The sequence below is a fragment of the Variovorax sp. W2I14 genome (assembly GCF_050435205.1).
GTDB lineage: Bacteria > Pseudomonadota > Gammaproteobacteria > Burkholderiales > Burkholderiaceae_C > Variovorax > Variovorax paradoxus_C.
The window spans coordinates 568,896-589,348 of record NZ_JBNDJX010000001.1 but is presented as its reverse complement, the minus strand read 5'-3'; the positions used below and the strand labels follow the sequence as shown (position 1 = coordinate 589,348).

Here is a 20,453-nt window from a genome sequence, read left to right as displayed (position 1 = left end):
TCGGGCTCCTTGATGGAATGGTGAGAGTGGGTGGGTGATTGGGTGGGAAGCCGTCAACGATACTACGTACCCGCATACGTAGTATTTCGTAATGGTGACCCCCGATGCCCGAGATCGATTACCGGCTGGCTTTTGAACATGCGCCCGTCGGCATGGTCGTTTCGAGCAACCGCACCATCGTGGCGTGCAACCTGCGCGTGTGCGAGATCTTCGGCGCAACGCCCTCCGCCTTGGTGGGGCATTCGTTCAGCATCCTCTACCCCAGCGTGGCCGAGTTCGAGCGCATCGGCAAGCGCATGGAACCCTTTCTGAACGCCAGCGGCCACTACGCCGACAACCGCATGATGAAGCGCCTGGGCGGCCTGCACGGCGCCATCGCCGGCGAGACCTTCTGGTGCCACGTCACCGGCCACGCGATGAACCGCGCCGCGCCGCACGAGGCCGGCATCTGGACCTTCGAGGACCTGGGCTCGAGACGCGCGGTGAAGGCCGAGCTCACGCCGCGCGAGCGCGAGGTGGCGGCCCAGGTGATGCAGGGGCTGACCTCCAAGGAGATCGGCAAGGCGCTGGGCATCAGCCACCGCACGGTCGAGCTGCACAGGGCGCGGCTGATGCGCAAGTACGCGGCGGCGACCACCGCGGAGCTGGTTCAGAAGCTCATCGCGGGCTGACTCTGCGCGACAAGCCGGACCCGCGCGTCCGGGCCTCATGTTTCGTCTGTAATCCGCGCCCGCTTCATCTGCATCGAAGTGCGGGCGGACGCAATTCGCGCGGAACGTGCGGCTCCGAAAGTACGGGACATCAGTTTCCTTACCTCACTCCCTGCACAAGGACCCAGCCCCATGAACCGCCGCTCTTTCTCCGCCGCCATCGTCGCAGGCGTTGCCGCCTCCACCCTCTCCACCCGCGGCCTCGCGCAGACGCTGGCACCGGGCGTGCGCAACGTGGTGCTGGTGCATGGCGCCTACGCCGACGGCTCGTGCTGGTCCGACGTGATCGGGCGGCTGCAGCAGGCAGGCCTGAAGGCCACCGCGGTGCAGAACCCGCTGACCTCGCTGGCGGACGACGTGGAGGCCACGCGGCGCATCCTGGCATTGCAGGACGGCCCGACGGTGCTGGTCGGCCACTCGTGGGCCGGCACGGTGATCAGCGAAGCCGGTGTCGACCCCAAGGTGTCGGCGCTGGTCTACGTGGCCGCGCGTGCCCCCGATGCCGGCGAGGACTACGGCGCGCTCGCCGCCAAGTTCCCCACGCCGCCCGCCACCGCCGGCCTGGTCAAGGCGAACGGCTTTGCGCAACTGGGCGAAGAGGCGTTCCTGCGCGACTTCGCGGGCGATCTCGATCCGGCCAAGGCACGTGTGCTGTACGCGGTGCAGGGCCGCATCTCCGACACGCTGTTCGCCTCGCGCACCACGCAGGCCGCATGGCGTACCAAGCCCTCGTGGTACGCCGTGTCGACCCAGGACCGCACCACCTCGCCCGAGCTGGAGCGCTTTCTCGCCAAGCGGATGAAGGCGAAGACGATCGAGATCGAATCCAGCCATCTCTCACTGATTTCACACCCCGACCGGATCGCCAACCTGATCCTGGAGGCAGCGGGAAGTTCCAGGCCGTGACCCGTGGATCGTTGCGAAAACGGAAACGCCGCGTCGACAAAAGCCCCGTGCCGCGTCCCATTCGGAGGTCTATCTTTGAACCCATGCGAACAAGCCGTTCGCAGCCACTCAGGAGTATTTGATATGTCCACAGCACTTCATTCCGAAAAGAACCTCCTTCAGCAAACGAAGCTGTCGGTCGCCCAGGTCCACGCCATTGCCACGCACCGCCTGCCGGTGACCTTGACGCTGGCCGCGATCATCCTGTCGGTGCTCGGCGTCAAGGCGTAGCCGCGGCATGGCGCCGTCGAGTCCGGACTTCAGGGCGCGAGTTCTGAAATCTCGATGAGGTTCAGGTCGGGGTCACGCACATAGACCGAACGGATGCGCGAGGTCGCGCCCGTGCGCATGACGGGGCCTTCGATGATCGCCACGCCCTTCTCGCCCAGGCGCTCGATGACCGCTTCGAGCGGCACGCTGGCGATGAAGCACAGGTCCAGCGAACCGGGTGTGGGCACGTCGGCCTTCGGCTCGAACTCGTGCCCCTTCACATGCAGGTTGATCTTCTGGTTGCCGAAACGAAAGGCCTTGCGGCCGGCGCCGAAAGTCTCCAGCGTCATGCCCAGCGCGTGGACGTAGAAGCGCACGCAGGCCTCTTCGTTCGCGGTCGTGAGCACCAGGTGATCCAGGTGGTCGATCATGGAAGTCTTTCTGCTTGTGCGAAAGCAGGCGACTCTAGAAGCAGATCGCGATGAAGAGAAGTGCCCATTCGGCAGCGGGACCTCGCGAATCACGAAGGCCCGCCCCTCTGTTCGCCCTATTTCTTCTTCAGCGTGGACGCCGGCTTTGCAACGACCGGCGGCGCCGCTGGCGCCTTGACCCAGCCGCGCAGCATCACGCCCAGGCAGATGCCGGCCGCGAAGATCACCCAGTACACCCAGGCCGGCAGGTTCTCCGCGCCGCTGTGCAGGTTCATGCCGAAGGCGGCGCCGATCGCCATCAGCGGAAAGGTGAGCGCGGCGATGGTGTTGAGCTTGTGCTGCGCGCGGCTCACCTCGATACCCGCACGCGCCTGTTCTTCGGCCGCGTGCGCGAGGCGGTAGTCCAGCGACATGCGGGTGTCGGCCAGCAGCAACTCCATGCCGCGCGTGATCTCGACCGCCAGGTCGCGCAGGTCGATGAGCATCAGGTCGTCCTTGGCGGCTTCGCGGGCCGCCTGCAGGGTGGCCTGCATGTTCATCGCGGCGCGCGTGAGCGGAATCAGCGGGCCGAGGATCTGGAACAGCTCCTCCGCCGTCTCCGCCGACTGGTGCCGGATCTCGAAGGTGCTGAACGCCGCGCGATAGCTCTCCAGCAGCTTGGCGAGCGCCCGTTCGCCGGGGTTGTTGCCCTTGTGCAGCCACGCCCCATCGGGCTTGCGCAGGAACACAGCGGGCTTGCGCTCGGCGCCGGAGCCGGCGGGCGGCTCGTGCAGGATCACCATCAGGTGGCCCTGCTCGTGGATGACGCGCTGCGCGCCGTAGGTCGTGCCGCCCAGCCGCTGCTGCATTTCGGGAGGCAGCTCCCAGTCGTAGTCGATTCGTCTCGCCATCAGTCGGCCTGCAGTTCTTTCCACAAGGTGTCGAATTCGTCCGCGAAGCGGCGAACGAGCGAAGGGTCGTTGCTGAGGATCACGTTCTCCTCGTTGTATTCGCAGGCGCTGCGCGTCCAGTTGTAGCTGCCGTTGATGAGACGCGCGCCGTCGAAGATGGCGAACTTGTGGTGCATGTGCGCCTCGGTGCGGTCCACCGCCACCGGAATACCGGCCGCGCGCAATTGCCCGACATCGCTGCCGCGGTCGAACTCCTTGTCGTTGTCGGTGATGAAGCGCACCGCAACGCCGCGCCGTTGCGCAGCCAGCACCTCGGCGGTGATGCGGTCGTCCGAGAGCGTGAAGACGCACAGGTCGATCGAGCGCTTCGCTGCCTTCAATTGCTGGTTGATCGCCTGCAGGCAAGCCGTACCAGGGCTGAAGAAGGCCTGCGAGTGCACCGCGACCGCATCGGGCGAGCGGCCGGTGTCGATCGAGCGGACCACGCCTTCGAGCCACTTGAGCAGCGACAGCTGCTCGGGGTCGGCGGTGCGCGCGCGCACCAGGTCGAAGGCGCGGTTGCGCAGTTGGCGCAGCCCGTCTTCGGGCGGCGAGGCTTCGCGCAACGTATGGACCAGCACCCGGCGCTCGTCGTCGCTCAGGCGCGCGTCGGCCATGGTGGCGTCGAGTTGGGCGAGCAGTTCGGGCAGTGCGGACATCAGTGATCCTTGTCTGGTTTGGGTGGAGGCATGCGCTTCGGTGCCGCGCGGCTCGCCTGCACTTCAGCGGCGAGCCGCTCCATGTCCTGCTTGATCGACCGGTCGAGTTCGAGCCGGCGCTCGGTGGCGGTCACCAGCGGCAGGATCAGTTCGCGGTAGGTCACGGCGATCTGGAGCATGGCGTCGGCCAGGCGCTGGCTTTCGCTCGGGCCTTCTGCGACAGGCTGGGGCTCCGGCTTGAGCGCATCGACCGCGCGCGCCACGTCGAGCATGCTGCTCGCGATGCGCTGGCTGCCGTCCACGTCTGCTCCGCCGAGCTTGCGCTGCCGCACGAACTCTTCGCAGATGGCTTTCCAGCGCGCGCTTTCTTCCGGCGTCGGGCTGCCCAGCAATTGCGCGAGGCGCAGCAGGTTTTCTTCCGCGCCGGTAGTCAGCGTCTGCGCTTCGCCGCGGTAGTGGTCACGAAGCAGCGCATCGAGCTCCTCGTCGCGCATCAGCGGCGTGATCTTGCCCGCGAGCTTGGTCATGTTGCGGTAGCTGCCCTGCAGCTTGAAGGGCGGCGCGACGCGGTAGCTCTCCTGCTGCGCGGCCGATTCGATGTACGCGAGGTTGACCTTCAGCAGCAGGTCGCGCGCACGGAACAGACGCTGCAGCAACGCCTTGATTTCCTCCAGCTCAACCGCGCTGTACGCGTGCGAAAGCGCGCTGCTCGGCACATCGTGGCCCTGCGCCATCTTCACCAGCAACTGCACGTCTTTCGGGTCGCGCGAGGCCAGCGGCATCAGCGTAGGGTTGGAGGTCAGGCTGTTCTCGATGTAGGAGAGCGCAAACGCTGCCTCGCGGCCCGAGAGCACGTCGCCCAGGTTGTAGATGTCCGCGCGATTGGCCAGCATGTCCGGGATCTTGAACACGTCGCCCGACTCGGTGTACGGATTGCCCGCCATCACGATCGCGAAGCGCTTGCCGCGCATGTCGTAGCTGCGTGGCTCGTCGTTCCACACGCCCTCGATGCGGCGCGTGCCGTCGGCCAGCGCAATGAACTTCTGCAGGAACTCGGGGCTCGTGTGCTGGATGTCGTCCAGGTACAGCATCACGTTGCTGCCCATCGCGAGGCCGAGGTTGAGTTTTTCCAGCTCCTGCTTTGCCGCACTGTTGGGCGCATTGGCCGGGTCGATGGCCGTTACGCCGTGGCCGAGCGCCGGACAGTTGATGCGCACGAAGATGAGGCCGAGCCGGTCCGCCACGTACTCCATCAGCGTCGTCTTGCCGTAGCCAGGCGGCGAGATCAGCAGCAGCAAACCCATGCGGTCGGTGCGGCTGCCCTCGCCCGCCGAGCCGATCTGCTTGGCGAGGTTGTCGCCAATGATGGGCAGGTAGAGCTCGTCGATCAGTTGATTGCGAACGAACGTCGAGAGCGGCTTGGCCTGGAACTGGCCGAGCTTCAGCCGCGCCTTCTCGCGCTCGAGCAGCTCGTGGCGCAGGCCGTGCAGCGCCTCGTAGCCCGGCACCGCGTGCATGGTGTGGAACAGGAAGCGGCGCCAGAAGTCGTTGAGGTTCAGCGTGATGCGACCTTCGGCCACGCGCGGATGCTCGCCACGCAGGCCTTCGACCGTGCGGTCAAGCGCCGCGTTGACACGGGTGCGCGACAACGGAATGGCCAGCACGCTGGCCGCGTCGTCGACCCAGTCGATCGACTGCGGCGCCTGGTGCACGGCATAGGCGCGCACCCAGTCGCGCGCGAGCCGCCAGCGTTCCGCGGGCGGTGCGGCGTCGAGGTCGTGCTGCCAGGCATCGCGCCGGCCGCCGCGCTCCAACTCGCGCAGCAGCGCGGCCGCCAAGTCTTCGCCCGCGCCCGAGACGGACCAGGCTTCGCCGCCGCGCTCGCCGGCCAGCTCGCGCACGAGGTAGGCAGCCGCCTGGTCGCAAAGCGTGGACACGCGGCCCTTGTGGGCCTCGCGCTCTTCGTCGCCCGCGGTCTCGGCCAGCGGCAGCATGTCGGGGACCACGTCGTGCGCGAAGTGCTTCAGCGCGCGCGAGGTGTCGGCTTCGAGCTGCTCCAGCGCATCGCGCCGGCCGAACAGGGCCTGCATCTGCATCGCAGCCCGCGCGCGGCGCAGCAGCGATTCGCGATGAGCGATCAGGTGCCCGTGCTGCCAATAGAGCAAGGCCAGCGCGCGTTCGGTCGGGCCCCAGGCGAGCAAGCCGGCCTGGTCCTGCATCGCGACGAGCGCACCCAAGAGGCGCAGGGCATCGTCGTCGTGGATGCCCTTCTGGTAGCCCTCCTGATACCGCGCGGCAGCGAAGCGGCGGACCATGTCGAGCAACTGCGGATGCAGCGGGTCTTCGGCCAGCAGCGTGAGCACCTCGGCCCAAGTGCGCTCGGCCTTGCCGTCGAGCAATGCCTCCAACAACCGGCCGGCGAGGTATTCGGCACGCGACAGCTCCGGCGTTTCGGACACCAGCGACTGGTTCCAGTAACGCTGCAGCGGCAGCAGGCGCGGCTCGTTCACCGGGCTCTGGTAGTCGGTGCCCGTCACCTGGTAGGCCATGCCTTCGTCGCGGGCCACCAGCGTCAGGTCGACCGGCTGGCGATGCACGGTGAAGGCGTGACGGCCCAGGCGCAGCGTGTCGCCGCCCTCGCTCACCAGTTCGCGCTTGTCGCGGATCGAGCGCAACGCCTGGTCGCGCGCGGTCTTCAGGCGCGTGTCGAGTTCGTCGGCCGGCACCGCGGCGCCTAACGTGCGCAGGTCGGCGATCAACGTGTGCAGCTTGCCGATCATCGGATCGGCCGCGAAGTAGCTGTGCACCTGCGTCAGGTCGGCCAACTGCGCGATGCGGCGCGGAATGCCGTCGAGGATGCGCCCCGCCGCATCGACCACGCCCTGGGCGCGGCGCTGGCGGGCTTCCACCAGGCTCTGACGGCGCGCGGAGAGCGCTTCGTACACGGTCTCGCGCTTCTCGGCGATGTCGGCGAGGAAGTCTTCCTGCTCGGCGAAGCGGCCCTCGATCTCTTCGAGCTGGGCCAGCAGGCGCGTGAGCGCGTCGTCGCATTTCTCAGGTGTGTCGGCGAACTCCAGCGCGTTTTCCACCGCCTGGCTGAAGAGCTTGAACTGCGCGCCGAACTCGGCACGCGCCTCGGTCGCGCCCAGCGACTTGCGCCGCGCACGCGCATCGGCGCGCATGCGATTGATGTCGGCGTAGATCAGCGAGATGCGGTCAAGGATGGACGTGCGGATCACCGCGTCGCCGCCCGGCAGGCTGCCCAGCTGCTCGGTCAGCAGATCGAGGCCCGCGGCCTGCTCGTCGAGCGTGGCGAGCATCTGCCCGAGCGCAGGCGACGTCGCCAGGTTCGGCAGGTCGAGCGCGAGCTTGTCGAGCGCCTGGCGCTGGCCGTTGAAGGCGGTGTCGGCCGCCAGGAACTGCATCGCGCGTTCGCCGATGCGCTGCTGCTCGACCTCGAGCGCGGCATCCATCGCGGCGATGCGCGGCAGGTCGGCGTAGCGCAGCTCCTTGAGCATCTGCAGCGCGCCGCGCCGTTCGCGCAGGCGAGCGAGCGCCTTCACGAAATCGTCAGGCGCACGCCAGATGGTGCTGGCGATGTCGACCAGCAGCGCATGCTGTGCGTCTTCGGCACGGGCGAGTGCACGCGCGGTTTCGCGCCGGATGGTGTCGACCTTTTCGAATTCGGCGAGCGTGCTGCGCGCCACGTCGGCAATGCTGCGCAGCTCGGCCATGAGGCCGGCGGCTTCGGGCGCGTCGAGCCAGAAGTAGGCGTCGCTCACGCGGGTGCACTGGCGGATCAGGTCTTCGTAGGCGGCGCGCGTGGGCGCCTGCTCGCGCACCGCGCGGGCGATGCCCATGAGGTCGCTCACGCCGCGCACCAGCTCGGCGTTGCCGATCTTGCCGAAGAAGCCGGTGGCGGGCGGCTGCGCGGTCACATGTTCTTCGCTGGCGAACGGCGTCTGCCAGAGCTGCATCGGGTGGACGCGCGTCGGCTCGCCGTCGTCGCCGTTGAACACCAGGATGCGGCCGTCCGCAAAGCGCGCGTAGCCGTTGGCGATGATCGGCGTGGCGAGCTTCTTTTCGATCAGGTTGTAGTTGAAGAGCGCATAGCGCCCGGGCTTCGGGTCGTAGAAGACATAGGCCACGTCCTCGCCGTTGGGCGAGCGCAGCATGCGCTTGAAGCGCAGATGCTCGACCACCTCGGCCGGCAGATCGAAACGCTTGTACTCGCCCGACTGCAGGTAGTAGCCGCCCGGAAAAATGATCCCGTGGTCTTCGGGCAACTGCACGCACGAGCCGCCGATGGCGTCGATGCGCTCGACCTGCTGCGTGCGGATGTTGAACACCAGGTAGCGCGTGACCTGCTCGCGGTAGGGCTTCACGCGCAGCAATATCAGCATGCCGAGCTTGGCCCAGGCAATTTCGGCGTCGGTGAGCGACTGGCTTTTGTCCTCCACCGGTTCGCTGTAGATGCCGAGGCCCGTTTCGGTGTTGTTCTCGATCTTGATCGTGAGGTCGCCGCCCAGCGTTTCGACGAACACCGTGTCCAGCACGTTCACATGCGGGTGCTTGCCGCCCACGTGGTCTTCGCGCGTGGCAACGGTCCACTCGAAATCGTGGCTCGCGGGCAGCGCGATGTCGCGCTCGCCGCGGTTATCGATGTAGTGGATGCCGCCGTCGCGCTCGATGGCCCAGCGGAATACGCGCACGTCGTGCAGCTGCTGGCCGATCTGGAACGAGGCGAGCAGCTTGTCCTGCGTCACGCGCAGTTGCAGCAGCGTGGCCTGCTTGTAGTAGGCGTAGAGCTCGCGGAAGTCGGAGGCGAAGCGCGTGTCTTCGAGGAAAGTGCCGGCCAGCGGCACCGGCTGCAGCTCGTCGTTCTCGGTGGCAGCTTCGCCCGGCGCTGCGAGCCGGTAGAGGCCGAACACGTCGCCCACGGCCGTTTCCTTGCGAAGACCGATGAAGACGTTGTAGCCGAACAAGAGCAGGTCGCCGATGCGCACGATGTCGCGCGCCACGGCGTTGTTCTCGGTGCGCGCGCGGGTGCGCAAAATCAGCGTCTGGTCGGAGCGGCCGAACTCGGCCAGGCGTTGCTCGTTGAGCGCCTGCGTCTTCTTCAGCAGGCCCTCGCCCTGGGTTTCGAGCCGCTTCTTCAGCAGGTCGTAGCTGCCGCTGCCCGACACCAGTGCTTCGGTCTGGTCGACCTGATCGGTCGAGACCTGGGCGCCGAGCGGCGCCCCCGTTTCTTCAGTGGATTGCATGGATCGGCGGGGTCAGTCCGCGCGCAGCAGTGCGAGCAGTTCGTCGCGGTGAGGCTGGGTGTCGAGCCAGGCGCGGATGCGGTCCAGCTCGTCGATGCAGTCATCGCCGTAGCGGCGGCGCAGCGCGACGAGACGGGCTTCGCGCACCTCTTCGGTCTGCAGCCGACGCTGGTAGCCGTCGGACAGCAGTTCATCGAGCCGGCCCGCGAGGCCACGGCTCACGATGGCGCGCCACTCGCCCGCATCGAACCACAGGTTCTGGCAGGCCACGCAGCGGTCGATGCGGAAATCGGGGCCCGCGCTCACACGCAGGCGCTGCATCAACCGGTCGCATTCGGGGCAGTGCCGCACGGCGGCAACGTCGAACACCTCGATGACTTCATCGTCGACCGCATGCGGCACGCGCTCAGGGTCGGCGGACTTCCAGGCGCGCCAGTCGTCCATGGCCATCACCATGCCGTTGCAATCGCCGCATTGCACGCCCAGCAGCGCTTCGGCCAGCGCCACGGGCTGCATCGCCGCGCGCCCGGCGCAACTGCACTTCAGGTTCGGATTCATTGCACGTTCCCGTTCAATGGACGGAAGGTGGAGATCAGGTTCTGCAGCGCCGACTTCTGGGTATCGGTGCCGTCGGCGGCAATGCGGCTCATCAGCGAGGCAACGCTGAGGTTCTGGATCTCGCCCGACGAATTGCCCAAGGCGCCGACGATGTCGCGCAGGTCTTTCACCACGTCGCGTTCGCCCGAGAGCTGGTCCTTGAAGGCCACCTGCACCGCCTGGCTCTTGGAGATGACGCCGTCGATGCCCTTGCCCACCGAGAGCGAGCGCACGAAGCTGTCGAAGTAGTCGCCCGAGCCGCCCACGATGTCGATCTTGGCGTTGGCGAGCGCGGTGCCCAGCACATCGGCCTGCTCCTTGGCGATGGAGGTTTGCGCGTCGATGCCCTTCATCGTCTCGATGTGCGACTTTTCCAGGCGCATGCGGAACTCTTCGTGGTCGCGGGTTTCCGGGCTCATCGACTTCATCGCCTCGAACTTCTCGTGCAGGCCCTTCGCCTCGGCGTTGAAGCGGGCTTCGATCACTTGTGCATCGGCCTGGCCGGACTTGAGCGTGGCTTCGGCATCGGCCGTGCGCACGGTCACATCTGCAAGGCCGAGCTTTTCCTTGCCCGAGGCTTCTGCGTCGAACTTGGCCCGCATGCCGGCGGCTTCGGCCTGCGAGCGCGCCTCGATCACCTGCGCGTCGGCCTGGCCGGCCTTGAGGATGGCGTCGGCATCGGCCTGGCGCACATGCACGTCGGCGAGGCCGAGCTTTTCCTTGCCTGAAGCTTCGGCCTCGAACGTGGCCAGGCGTGCCTGCGCGGTGGCGATCTCGACCTTGGCAGCCGCCAGGCCCGGCGCGGCGGAGAGCGCTTCCATGCCTTCGGCTTCGCGCTTCTTCGATTCGGCATCGCGCTCGGCCACCTTGAGCTTGGCGTCGGCCAGCGTCAGCTCTTCGGCCGCCTTGTGGCGTGCGCGCTTTTCCTGCGTTTCGGCGGCCTTCACGTCGATCACCATCTTCTCGTCGGCCTGGCCCTCGGCCATGATCACGACCGACTTCTTGGTGCGCTCGGCCTCGGCGACCACGCGCAGTTCCTTGATGGCTTCTTCCTGCTCGGCCACGGTGCGCTCGACCACGATGCGCTCGCGGATCACGTCGGCAATCGCCTTCTTCTGCACTTCGACGGCCTTGTCCTTCTCGATGCGCTGCAGCGTCACTTCCTTCTCGCGGTCGACGATTTCCAGGTCGCGGGCGCGCGTGACCTTTTCTTCCTCGATGGCGACCGCGCGCTTGCGGTTGTTCTCGGCCACTTCCTTTTCGCGCTGCACGTTTTCCTGCTGCACGGCCACGGTCTGCTCCGAGAGCAGGCGCGCGGTTTCGGACTTGGTGCGCTCTTCGGACTGGATCTTGGAAGTTTCGGCTTCCTCGCGGGCTCGCACGCTGGCGATCTCGCGGTGCTGGCGCGAGGTGGCGTCGGCCTGCTGGCGCTCGAGTTCGAGCAGCGCTTCCTGCGTCTCGACGTTCTTCTTCTTGATCTGCATTTCCTCGTTGCGGCGCAGTTCGTTGGTGCGCACATGCTCGACCGCCGTGAGTTCGGTGATCTTCTTGATGCCCTGCGCATCGAGGATGTTGTTGGCGTCCAGCTCCGACAGCGGCGTCTGTTCGAGGTAGTCGATGGCCGCGTCCTCGAGCACATAGCCCGAAAGGTCGTTGCCGATCTGGCTGATGATCTGGTCGCGGAAGCCGTCGCGCGCCTGGTAGAGGTCGACGAAGTCCATCGACTTGCCCACGGTCTTGAGCGCTTCGGAGAACTTGGCGGAGAACAGCTCTTCGAGCGTCTCGTGGTTGGAGGCCCGCGCACAGCCGATGCCTTGCGCCACCTTGAGCACGTCATCGGCGGTCTTGTTGACGCGCACGAAGAACTTCACCTTGATGTCCGCGCGGATGTTGTCGCGGCAGATGAGCCCTTCGTTGCCCGAGCGGTCGATCTCGATGGTCTTGACCGAGATGTCCATCAGCTCGGCCTTGTGGATGATCGGGTAGACCATGCGCCCGGTGAAGGTCACCTCGGGCTCGGCGCGCAGCGTGTTCACGATGAGTGCATGGCCCTGCTCGATCTTTCGATAGAACTTGGCGAACATCGCGAACAGGCCGAGGATGACCACGGCCAGAATGACCACGGCAAAGATGATGGGCTCCATTTTTTCTCCAGAATTGCTTTGAGAGCGGACGAACAGTAAGGGGTGCGCGCGGTCAGACGATGTCTTCGTGCGCCGCGATGAGGTAGCGGCCGGCCACCTCGTCGTATTCGAGGATCAGCGCGTGCGATCCGCGCTGGAGGGTGTTGGGCGTGGGCGCCCAGACGCGGATATTCAGGCTGGCGCCGCGGCGCGAGATTTCGGCGCGGCCGTCCTTCTCGTTCACCACGCCGGTGACCACGCGGCAGGCCTGGCCGACCAGCGCCGCGTTGCTCACGGCCGTGTGGCTCACGAAGAGCCCGCGCAGCGGCCGGATGGCGACGGCAGTGACGGGAATGGCGATGACCATGCTGACCACCAGCAGCACCGTGCCGGCCACGAGCTTGAGCAGCATCGTCGGCACCAGCGGCAGCAGCCACTCGCCGCCCAGGCACGAGACGGTCCATGCAACGAGCACCAGCAGGCTCACCGCCACCGAGAACGGCACGCCGTTGAGGCCGAAGGCGACGACGTAGCTCGCAAGCTGGCCGACATCGCTCGTGTCCCCATCGGCATGCGTCTGCACGTCGACATCGATGCCGCTGCCTTCGATGTCGACCATGCCGAGCACCGCGAGCACCCAATAGATCAACACGACGCCCAGCAGCACCGTGTAGATCGCGGTGGGGTAGCCCACCACCGCATCCATGAAATTGCCCATTGATCCCTCCCGCGTGCGGGTTGTTGTTCGTTGTTCTACTTGCGGCCCGGCTTCCCTGTGCCGGCGCCCTTCTTTCCACCACCACTGCCACTGCTACTTGCAAATGCAATCAGGTCGCGCGTGGCCCTCTCCTTGATGGCCAGGCGGTCGTCGGCGGCGAGCCCGTAGCGCTTCGCCAGGAATTCATAGTCCACCCCACTGAGCGAGACCGTCAGGCGCGGGCGCTTGGGCCTGGACGTGGTCGCCAGGCCCAGCACCCTGGCGGATCTGGTCGGAGGTGGACACATGCTGCTCGAAAGCCGCCTTGCGCACCGCCTCCAGCACGGTCTCCTCCACGTCGAACGCCACCTGGACGGCGCGTATCGCCTCGTCCGAGCCTTGCCAGCGAACCGGCTTGACCCGCACGTTCATTCGGAAGCGGCGCCGCCCGGGCTGGCCTGGCGGGCGCGGATGCGTTCCATCACCTTGCCAGTGCGGTCGGCATCGCTGCCGATGCCCGCGGCGGCCAGCTTTTTCTCGAGCGCCTGGTGGCCCAGTTCGTTCTCGAGCGCCTGGCTGGCCGTCATGCGGTCGGCCAGGTCTTCGTGGCGGGCGCGGATGCGTTCGAGCGATTCGCGCGCATTGGCCAGCCGCGAACCGCCGCTGCCGATGTTCTCGGAGATCGACTGCGTGGCGCGGTAGACGCTCTCGGTGGTCTTGGCGATGCCGATCTCGCGCTCGTGCTCGCGGATGCGCGCCTCCGCCGACTTGATCAGCTCCTTCAACTTGGAGACCTGCAGCGCGTAGGAGGCGTGGGCCTTGGCCTGCTCCTCGAGCTCCTGCTCGATGGTGCCGACCTTGGCCGCCACGTCGAGCGCGAGGCCCTCCTGCGTCTTGTTGAGCGCTTCGATCGCGAGGCCTTCGTAGCGCGTGATCTCCTTCTTCAGGCGCTCGATCTCGCGGGCCGACTGCATCTCCTTGGCCATCACGCCGGTGAGGTCGCCCTTGGCCTTCTCGATGCTGTGCTTGGCGTCGATGATTTCCTGCTCGTAGATGCGCGTGGCGTTGCTGTCGACCACGCTCTCGCCGATCTCGCGCGCGCTGCCGCGCAGCAGGGTGACAAGCTTCTTGATGACGGTCATGTGGATCTCCGCTTAATTCAGGAATTCGGACAGGGCGTCCAAGGCATCGATCGCGTTGTCGCTGAGCACCGCCACCTCGCGCGCGACGTCTTCCACGCGCGCATTGCGCCCGAGCGCACCGGTGAGCACATAGCGGCCATCGACGCGGCCGAACGACGACAGGGGCACGGAGGGGTTGAGGTCGAGCAGCGATTCGAGCAGCTCGGTGCGGCGCTCGGGCTTCACTTCATCTTCGGTCCAGAGGTAGCAGATGCAGATGATCTGCATGTCGGAACTGGTAATAAAGATAGGCAGCTCATCGCGCCCCTCGATGCTCACCTGGACCACGGGCGTGCTGCCCGGAATGGGTTGCAGCTGCACCGGCAGCCCTCCCATTGCGGCACCGGCCAGCGCATCGAGGCCCCTGAGTTGATCGAGCAGTGATTGCATACCTCTCCTTGTGGTTGGAACCGTTGGAAGCGCGCGGTGCTTCGATGGATTCACTATAGGTGTGCCGACATAACATGTCAAAAATTTTCTTTTCGCCATTCCATGACTTTCGGCACTGGCGTGCTTCATAGAATCCGCCGATGAGCAGCCCGACACCTCCTGTCATCTCGACCGCCACGCAAGAAGAAGTCCGAAGCGGCGTGCTCGGCCGGCACCTGCGGCAGTTCAATTACGGCTTCGTCGGCGAGTACCCCGAGTCGCAGCCGGTATGGCTCAACGCCAAGGACGCGAACGGAGAACTGGTCGGGGGATTGCGCGCCTACGTCTTCCTGTATTGGCTGCGCATCGACTCTCTCTGGGTCGCGGAGTCCGCGCGTGGCCAGAAGCTGGGCGCACGGCTGCTCGCCGAAGCCGAAGCGCGCGCCAAAACACTGGGCGCACACAGCGCGGCGCTCGAAACCTTCGAATGGCAGGCGCGAGGCTTCTACGTGAAGCAGGGCTACGAGGAATACGGACGCATCGACGACTATGTCAAAGGCTTCTATCTCGCCTCGATGAAGAAGAAGCTCTGAGGCCGGTCACGCCGTCCAAGCACGACGCCAGCGTCAGTGCCCTTCCCCCGCACGCTCGGCATCCGGCCCCCGGTTCAATTCGAGGCGATAGGCCAGCGCGATGAAGAGGCTCTGCGCCAGGCCGATCGTGCTGGTGAGCGAGCGAAACCCGAAGGTGGTGCTTTCCTGCACGAACAGTGCGGCCTGCGCCAGCTCCGACAGCGGGCTCAACCGGCTGTCGGTGATCGCGATGATGCGGGCCCCGCGCGCCTGTGCGCTGCGCAAGACATCCAGCGTCTCCGGCGCATAAGGCGGAAACGACACCGCCAGCAGCACATCGCCCTGACGCAATGAGCGCAGCTGGCCCTCCTGCATACCGCCGAGGCCATCGACCAGCAAGATGCGCTTGTCCGTGTGCTGCAGCGCGTAGTCCAGATATGCCGCGACCGGGAACGAACGGCGCATGCCCAGGAGCCAGATCGACTCCGCCTCGGCCAGCAGCTCGACCGCCTTGTCCAGGTCGCTTTGCGCCAGCGTGTTGATGAGCTCCTGGATGCCGCCGATGCTGCCCTTCAGGAACTCCTGCGCGATGTCGACGCTGATCAGCGGCGCGCCGGTCTGGATCACGTCGCGGATGCGCGCCTGGTAGTTGCGGTCCGGTGCCAGTTGCTGGGCAATGGCTTCGCGAAACAGCTTCTGCATCTCGGTGAAGCCCGAGAAGCCGAAATGCTTGGCAAAGCGCACGACGGCCGAAGGCTGCACGCCGCAGGCGGCGGCCACGTCCTGGATGCCTTCGAGGCCGAGGCGGCCGTGGTGCGCCTCGATGTACTTTCCGATCAGCTTCAGCTGCTTGCTCAAGCCCTTGTATTCGCTTTCCAGGGCTTTGAGAAACTGCTCGACGGAAGTTGCGGAAGGGGCTGCGGTGGTCATGCGGTCAGGATACCAAGCGCATCCGCCCGTGGCCTGTCTTTCGCGTTCAAAGCATCTCGACCTGGCCGCTGCGCAGCGACCGGGTGATCGCCAGGCCGATGCGCGTGGCCTCGGTGGCATCCGACAGCGTCAGGTCCAGCGCCGCTTCGCCGCGGCAGGCGGCGACGAAGGCGTTCATCTCGTGCACGAAGGCATCGCCGAAGCGCTCGAAGAAATCGGCCGTCGAGGCATGCCGCACGCCGTGGCTGTCGCTGGTGACCACGCGGTCGCGCTCGGCGCCGTGGCCGATCAGGAGCTTGCCGCCAGTGCCGATGACTTCGGTCTGCGTCTCGTGGCCGTGCGCGAAGGTGCGCGAGGCATAGAACACCGCGCGCCCGCCGCCTTCGAAGTCCACCATGGCCAGGCCGTTGTCCACGTCCGCATGCTCGGCGAGGCCGGGATGCATGGCGATGGTGCCGGTGGCGAAGGCGCGCACCGCGCGCGGGTTGCCGAGCATCCAGCGCGCCAGGTCGATGTCGTGGACGCTGCAATCCATGAAGATGCCGCCGGACTGCGCCGCGTACCGCACGAAGAAGCCCGAGGGGTCGTTCATGTCGCAGGTCTGCGAGCGCACGAGAAAGGGCCGGCCGATTGCGCCCTGGCGCATGTCGTCGTGCGCACGGCGGTAGCTGGCGTCGAAGCGGCGCACGAAACCGACCATCGCCACGCGGTCCGGATGGCGCGCGGCCACGGCTTCGACGCGCTCGCAGTCGGCCACGTCCAGCGCCAGCGGCTTCTCCACGAAGACGTGCTTGCCCGCCTCGAGCGCCGCGATGGTCTGCTGCGCATGCAGGGCGGTGGGCGTGACGAGCACGATCGCATCGACGTCCGGCGCGTGGATCATGCGGTCGAAGTCGCTCGTGGTCTGCTCGATGTCCAGTTCGGTGCGAGCTTCTTCGAGCTCCGAAGGAACGGGGCTGCAGGCCCAGACCAGACGTGCGTTGCGGATGCGGAAGGCGAGGTTCTCGGCATGGCGGCGTCCGAGCCGGCCGAGGCCGGCGATGCCGATGCGAAGCGGGGGTGTGCGGGAGGTGGTGTCGCTCATCCAAGTGCTCCGGTCATGCTTCGAAGGTCACGGGCTGGCCGCGCTCGAAAGACAGCGCTGCCGCATCGGCCAGTTTCTGCGCGGCCACGCCGTCGTGCACCGAAGTGCGGAACGCGCCGCCGCTTTGCAGCCGTTCGAAGAAGTGCGCCAGCTCAAGCCGGTACGCGGCGCGATAACGCTCCAGGAAGAAGGCCTCGGGGTTGTCGGTCTTCACGCCGGTGGCATCCACGCACACGACTTCTGTCGGCCGGTGGTTCCCAGCCGCCAGCAGGCCTTTCGAACCCAGCACCTCGAAGCGCTGGTCGTAGCCGTACGCCGCGCGCCGCGAGGTGTTGATCTGGCACAGCCGGCCAGAGCGCGTTCGGATGCTCACGATGGCCGTGTCGATGTCCCCTGCCCCGGCAATGGCCGGATCGGTGAGGCACGAGCCGGTGGCGCTCAGCCACACGGCTTCGTCGCGGCCGTCGTCGGCCAGGAGCCAGCGGAACACGTCGAAGTCGTGGATCAGCATGTCGCGAAAGATGCCGCCCGACTGCTGCAGGTATTCGACCGGCGGAGCACCGGGGTCGCGGCTGGTGACGATCAGCACTTCGGGCACGCCGATCTCGCCATCGTCCAGGCGCGACTTGAGCGCATTGAAGGTGGGATCGAAACGGCGCTGGAACCCGATCATGCAAGCCACGCCGGCCTGCCGCACCGCCGCCGCGCAGGCCTCGGCGCGCGCCACCGACAGGTCCACCGGCTTCTCGCAAAAGATGTGCTTGCCGGCCTGCGCTGCACGAACGATCAGGTCGCTGTGCGTGGTGGTCGGCGAGGCGATGACGACGGCGTCGACTGCCGGATCGGCGAGCGCCTGCTCGATCGATGCCGCCTGCGCGCCGAGCGCCTGCGCGAGAGACGCCGCGCTCTGCGATGCCGGATCGCTGATATAGCGCAACTGCACGCCAGGCAGCGCGGCAAGGTTGGAAGCGTGGATCTGGCCGATGCGGCCGGCGCCGAAGACGGCAACTTGTTTCATGGTCACGGAGGTAGAGAGAACGAGTGATGCGGAGCCTCATTGTCTGGAAGCCTCACCTGAAATAGAACAGGGTTTCCACTTATGAAATAAATAGAAAAACATTTGCAATACGGATTCTGCTTTTCTAAGATCGCCTCCAGCAAACAAGGAGACATCTCATGACCCGCACATTCCGAACATCCCGAACGCATCTGGGCAAGGCCCTCTACGCCGCGGCGACGCTGGCCACCGCATCGCTCGCACTGCACGCTTCGCCCGCAATGGCGGACAACGAACGCGTCGCCGCGCTCTTTCACAACATGGCCGAACCGTTCTTCGTGTTCATGAACCGCGAACTGCAGGACGAGGCGAAGAAGCTGAAGGTCAAGCTCAGCGTGGTGGACGGCCAGGCGAGTTCGCCCAAGCAAAGCTCCGATGTTTCAGTGGCCATCACGCAGGGCGTGGACGGCATCATCATTGCGCCGACCGACGCCCGGGCAATGACGCCCGCGCTCAACGAAGTGCTCGCCGACAAGATCCCGGTCGTGACGGTGGACCGCCGCGTCGACAGCGCGAAGAGCCCCATTCCCCACGTCGGCGCCGACAACGTGGCGGGCGGCCGCATGATGGCTGAGTGGGTGGTGAAGAACTTCCCCGACGGCGCCAACATCGTCTTCCTGACCGGCCAGCCCGGCAGCAGCTCGGGCATCGATCGCGCCAAGGGCGTGCACGACGCCTTCACCAAGGCAGGCCCCAAGTACAAGATCGTCGCCGAGCAAACCGCCAACTGGGCGCGCGACCAGGGGCTGACGGTCACGCAGAACATCCTCACCTCGCTGGCGGGCAATCCGCCGCAGGTGATCCTCTCGGCCAACGACGACATGGCGCTCGGCGCCGTGGAGGCGATCCAGTCGGCCGGCCTCGCGAAAGAGGGCATCAAGGTGCTGGGCTACGACGCATCGCCCGATGCGCTGAAGAAGGTGCGCGACGGCGAGATGGCAGTCACCGTCGAGCAAAGCCCCGGCAGGCAGATCCGCACGGCGCTGCAACTCCTGGTGGGCAACATCCGCAACAAGACCGAGATCAAGTCGGTCGGCATCGAGCCGATCCTCATCACCAAGGGCAACATCTCCGACGCGGCGCGGGCCGGCGAGCTCAAGTGACCACCGACCACCACCTGCTCAGGGCGAGGGGCATCCGCAAATCCTTTCCCGGCGTCAAGGCGCTGGACGGGGTGCAGCTCGATGTGGTCGCAGGCGAAGTGCATGCGCTGCTCGGCGAGAACGGCGCGGGCAAGTCGACGCTGCTGAAGATCCTGGCGGGTGCGCAGCCGGCCGACGAAGGCACGATCGAATTCGAGGGCCGCGCCCTCTCGCCCGCCGACCCGCCGATGCTGCGCCAGCGCACCGGCATCGTCACGATCTACCAGGAGTTCAACCTGCTGCCGGCGCTGTCGGTGGCCGAGAACATGTACATCGGCCGGGAGCCCCTGCGCCACGGGCTGATCCACTGGTCGCGGCTGTACGAAGACGCGGGCAAGGTGATTCGCGACCTGGGCATCGACCTCGATCCGCGCGACGAGGTGCGCTCCTTGAGCGTCGCGAAGCAGCAGATGGTGGAGATCGCCAAGGCCATGACCGTCAAGGCGCGGCTGATCGTGATGGACGAGCCGACCGCCGCACTGAGTGGGCGCGAGGTCGACCAGTTGCTGGACATCGTCCGCGACCTGAAATCGCGGGGCCTGGGCATCATCTACGTCTCGCACAAGCTCAATGAGGTCAAGGCCATCTGCGACCGCTTCACGGTGTTTCGCGACGGCCGCTATGTGACGACCGGCGCCGTGGCCGACGCCACCGTGAACGACCTGGTACGCCACATGGTCGGGCGCGAAGTGGTGGGCGTGAAGCGGCAAACATCCAGCGTGCTTGGCGAGGTGGTGCTCAAGGTCGAGGGCGTGAGCCGGCTGAAGGCCGTCTCGGGCACCAGCGCGACGGCGCTGTCGGACATGTCGGTCCATGTGCACGCGGGCGAGATCGTCGGCTTCGCCGGACTCGTCGGCGCGGGCCGCACGGAGATGGCACGCGTCATCTTCGGCGCCGACCCTTGCGACAGCGGCACGGTGCGCGTGCTCAACAAGCAGGTGGTGCTGCGCTCGCCGCGAGACGGCATCGACGCCGGCATCGTGCTCGTGCCCGAAGACCGCAAGCAGCAAGGCTGTTTTCTCTCGCACTCGATCCGCCACAACATGACGCTGCCCAGCCTCGGGCGCCTCAGCAAGATGGGCTGGTTCGTCGACGAGGCGGCCGAGACCCGGATGATCGAGGAGTACCGCCGCAAGCTCTCGATCAAGATGTCCAGCGACAAGGTGAGCATCGGCACCCTGTCGGGCGGCAACCAGCAGAAGGTGCTGCTCGCGCGCTGCATGGCGCTGAACCCCAAGGTGCTGATCGTGGACGAGCCCACGCGCGGCATCGACGTCGGCGCCAAGGCCGAGGTGCACCAGGTGCTGTTCGACATGGCTGCGCAAGGCGTGGCGGTGATCGTCATCTCGTCCGAGCTCCCCGAAGTCATGGCCGTGAGCGACCGCATCGTGACCTTCATGAACGGCGTCATCACCGGCTCCACGCCGGGCAGCGAGGCGACCGAGGAACAGCTGATGAACCTCATGGCCCTGGGCGCCCGGCGCTCCGAGGCCGAGCTGGCCCTGGCGGCATGAACTCCCAGCGAGCCCCGCAATGAACCCGATCAAGGAGAG

Annotated in this window: 20 protein-coding genes; 6 read left to right on the top strand and 14 right to left on the bottom strand. The window is 66.5% G+C overall.

Annotated features, from left to right (window positions below; translation table 11 throughout):
* Nucleotides 1-104: 104 nt before the first annotated feature.
* The 3 genes from QF040_RS02825 (at nt 105) to QF040_RS02815 (ending at nt 1,886) form a co-directional block, all read left to right on the top strand.
* On the top strand, nt 105-671 hold the full coding sequence (locus tag QF040_RS02825) for a LuxR C-terminal-related transcriptional regulator (protein WP_013540815.1): 567 nt from the start codon (nt 105-107) through the stop codon (nt 669-671).
* A 171-nt stretch (nt 672-842) separates the two neighbouring features.
* Nucleotides 843-1,616 carry an alpha/beta fold hydrolase gene (locus QF040_RS02820; protein ID WP_307508225.1) on the top strand — a complete coding sequence of 258 codons (774 nt, stop codon included), beginning with the start codon at nt 843-845 and terminating at the stop codon, nt 1,614-1,616.
* Between the two features lie 123 nt (nt 1,617-1,739).
* Nucleotides 1,740-1,886, top strand: a complete 147-nt coding sequence (locus tag QF040_RS02815) for a hypothetical protein (RefSeq protein ID WP_176658197.1) — start codon at nt 1,740-1,742, stop codon at nt 1,884-1,886.
* Nucleotides 1,887-1,915: 29 nt separating this feature from the next.
* Here the strand turns inward: QF040_RS02815 and QF040_RS02810 are convergent, their stop codons facing one another.
* The 11 genes from QF040_RS02810 to QF040_RS02760 form a co-directional block, all read right to left on the bottom strand.
* The gene (locus QF040_RS02810) at nt 1,916-2,296 is read right to left on the bottom strand and encodes a VOC family protein (protein ID WP_429609748.1); all 381 of its coding nucleotides are present in this window, start codon (nt 2,294-2,296) and stop codon (nt 1,916-1,918) included.
* 116 nt (nt 2,297-2,412) lie between these two features.
* On the bottom strand, nt 2,413-3,186 hold the full coding sequence (locus QF040_RS02805) for a hypothetical protein (protein ID WP_429609747.1): 774 nt from the start codon (nt 3,184-3,186) through the stop codon (nt 2,413-2,415).
* Nucleotides 3,186-3,884, bottom strand: coding sequence for a phospholipase D-like domain-containing protein (locus QF040_RS02800; protein ID WP_307600449.1), 699 nt, complete (start codon nt 3,882-3,884; stop codon nt 3,186-3,188). Before QF040_RS02800 ends, QF040_RS02805 begins: the two co-directional genes overlap by 1 nt.
* A complete protein-coding gene (locus QF040_RS02795) occupies nt 3,884-9,148 on the bottom strand; it encodes a DNA repair ATPase (protein ID WP_429609746.1) in 5,265 nt (1,754 codons plus the stop codon). The genes QF040_RS02800 and QF040_RS02795 overlap by 1 nt, the downstream gene beginning before the upstream one ends.
* Before the next feature lie 12 nt (nt 9,149-9,160).
* Entirely contained in the window at nt 9,161-9,706 is a 546-nt protein-coding gene (locus tag QF040_RS02790) for a zf-TFIIB domain-containing protein (protein ID WP_429609745.1), read from the bottom strand.
* Nucleotides 9,703-11,889, bottom strand: coding sequence for a hypothetical protein (locus tag QF040_RS02785; RefSeq protein ID WP_429609744.1), 2,187 nt, complete (start codon nt 11,887-11,889; stop codon nt 9,703-9,705). Before QF040_RS02785 ends, QF040_RS02790 begins: the two co-directional genes overlap by 4 nt.
* Before the next feature lie 52 nt (nt 11,890-11,941).
* Nucleotides 11,942-12,586 (bottom strand): ubiquinone biosynthesis protein, encoded by a 645-nt coding sequence (locus QF040_RS02780; protein ID WP_429609743.1) that lies wholly within the window; start codon nt 12,584-12,586, stop codon nt 11,942-11,944.
* A gap of 35 nt (nt 12,587-12,621) precedes the next feature.
* The gene (locus QF040_RS02775) at nt 12,622-12,780 is read right to left on the bottom strand and encodes a hypothetical protein (protein ID WP_429609742.1); all 159 of its coding nucleotides are present in this window, start codon (nt 12,778-12,780) and stop codon (nt 12,622-12,624) included.
* Nucleotides 12,770-12,997: a hypothetical protein gene (locus QF040_RS02770; protein ID WP_429609741.1), complete on the bottom strand. Its 228-nt coding sequence runs from the start codon at nt 12,995-12,997 to the stop codon at nt 12,770-12,772. The genes QF040_RS02775 and QF040_RS02770 overlap by 11 nt, the downstream gene beginning before the upstream one ends.
* Nucleotides 12,994-13,707: a PspA/IM30 family protein gene (locus tag QF040_RS02765; RefSeq protein ID WP_429609740.1), complete on the bottom strand. Its 714-nt coding sequence runs from the start codon at nt 13,705-13,707 to the stop codon at nt 12,994-12,996. The genes QF040_RS02770 and QF040_RS02765 overlap by 4 nt, the downstream gene beginning before the upstream one ends.
* A gap of 12 nt (nt 13,708-13,719) precedes the next feature.
* A complete protein-coding gene (locus QF040_RS02760) occupies nt 13,720-14,136 on the bottom strand; it encodes a YjfI family protein (RefSeq protein WP_013540803.1) in 417 nt (138 codons plus the stop codon).
* A 140-nt stretch (nt 14,137-14,276) separates the two neighbouring features.
* Here QF040_RS02760 and QF040_RS02755 point away from each other — a divergent pair, with 140 nt between their 5' ends.
* Nucleotides 14,277-14,708: a GNAT family N-acetyltransferase gene (locus QF040_RS02755; protein ID WP_429609739.1), complete on the top strand. Its 432-nt coding sequence runs from the start codon at nt 14,277-14,279 to the stop codon at nt 14,706-14,708.
* A gap of 33 nt (nt 14,709-14,741) precedes the next feature.
* Here QF040_RS02755 and QF040_RS02750 read toward each other — a convergent pair whose 3' ends face one another.
* The 3 genes from QF040_RS02750 to iolG are packed head-to-tail and all read right to left on the bottom strand — an operon-like array spanning nt 14,742 to nt 17,719.
* Complete coding sequence (locus QF040_RS02750; RefSeq protein WP_429609738.1) at nt 14,742-15,617, bottom strand: MurR/RpiR family transcriptional regulator; 876 nt, start codon at nt 15,615-15,617, stop codon at nt 14,742-14,744.
* Nucleotides 15,618-15,663: 46 nt separating this feature from the next.
* The gene (locus QF040_RS02745) at nt 15,664-16,701 is read right to left on the bottom strand and encodes a Gfo/Idh/MocA family oxidoreductase (protein WP_429609737.1); all 1,038 of its coding nucleotides are present in this window, start codon (nt 16,699-16,701) and stop codon (nt 15,664-15,666) included.
* A 13-nt stretch (nt 16,702-16,714) separates the two neighbouring features.
* Nucleotides 16,715-17,719, bottom strand: a complete 1,005-nt coding sequence (gene iolG / locus QF040_RS02740; protein ID WP_429609736.1) for an inositol 2-dehydrogenase — start codon at nt 17,717-17,719, stop codon at nt 16,715-16,717.
* 158 nt (nt 17,720-17,877) lie between these two features.
* Between iolG and QF040_RS02735 the strand changes: the two genes are divergently transcribed.
* Together QF040_RS02735 and QF040_RS02730 are read left to right on the top strand one after the other, a co-directional pair.
* Nucleotides 17,878-18,861 carry a sugar ABC transporter substrate-binding protein gene (locus QF040_RS02735; protein ID WP_429609735.1) on the top strand — a complete coding sequence of 328 codons (984 nt, stop codon included), beginning with the start codon at nt 17,878-17,880 and terminating at the stop codon, nt 18,859-18,861.
* A complete protein-coding gene (locus tag QF040_RS02730) occupies nt 18,858-20,414 on the top strand; it encodes a sugar ABC transporter ATP-binding protein (protein WP_429609734.1) in 1,557 nt (518 codons plus the stop codon). The genes QF040_RS02735 and QF040_RS02730 overlap by 4 nt, the downstream gene beginning before the upstream one ends.
* Nucleotides 20,415-20,453: the final 39 nt, after the last annotated feature.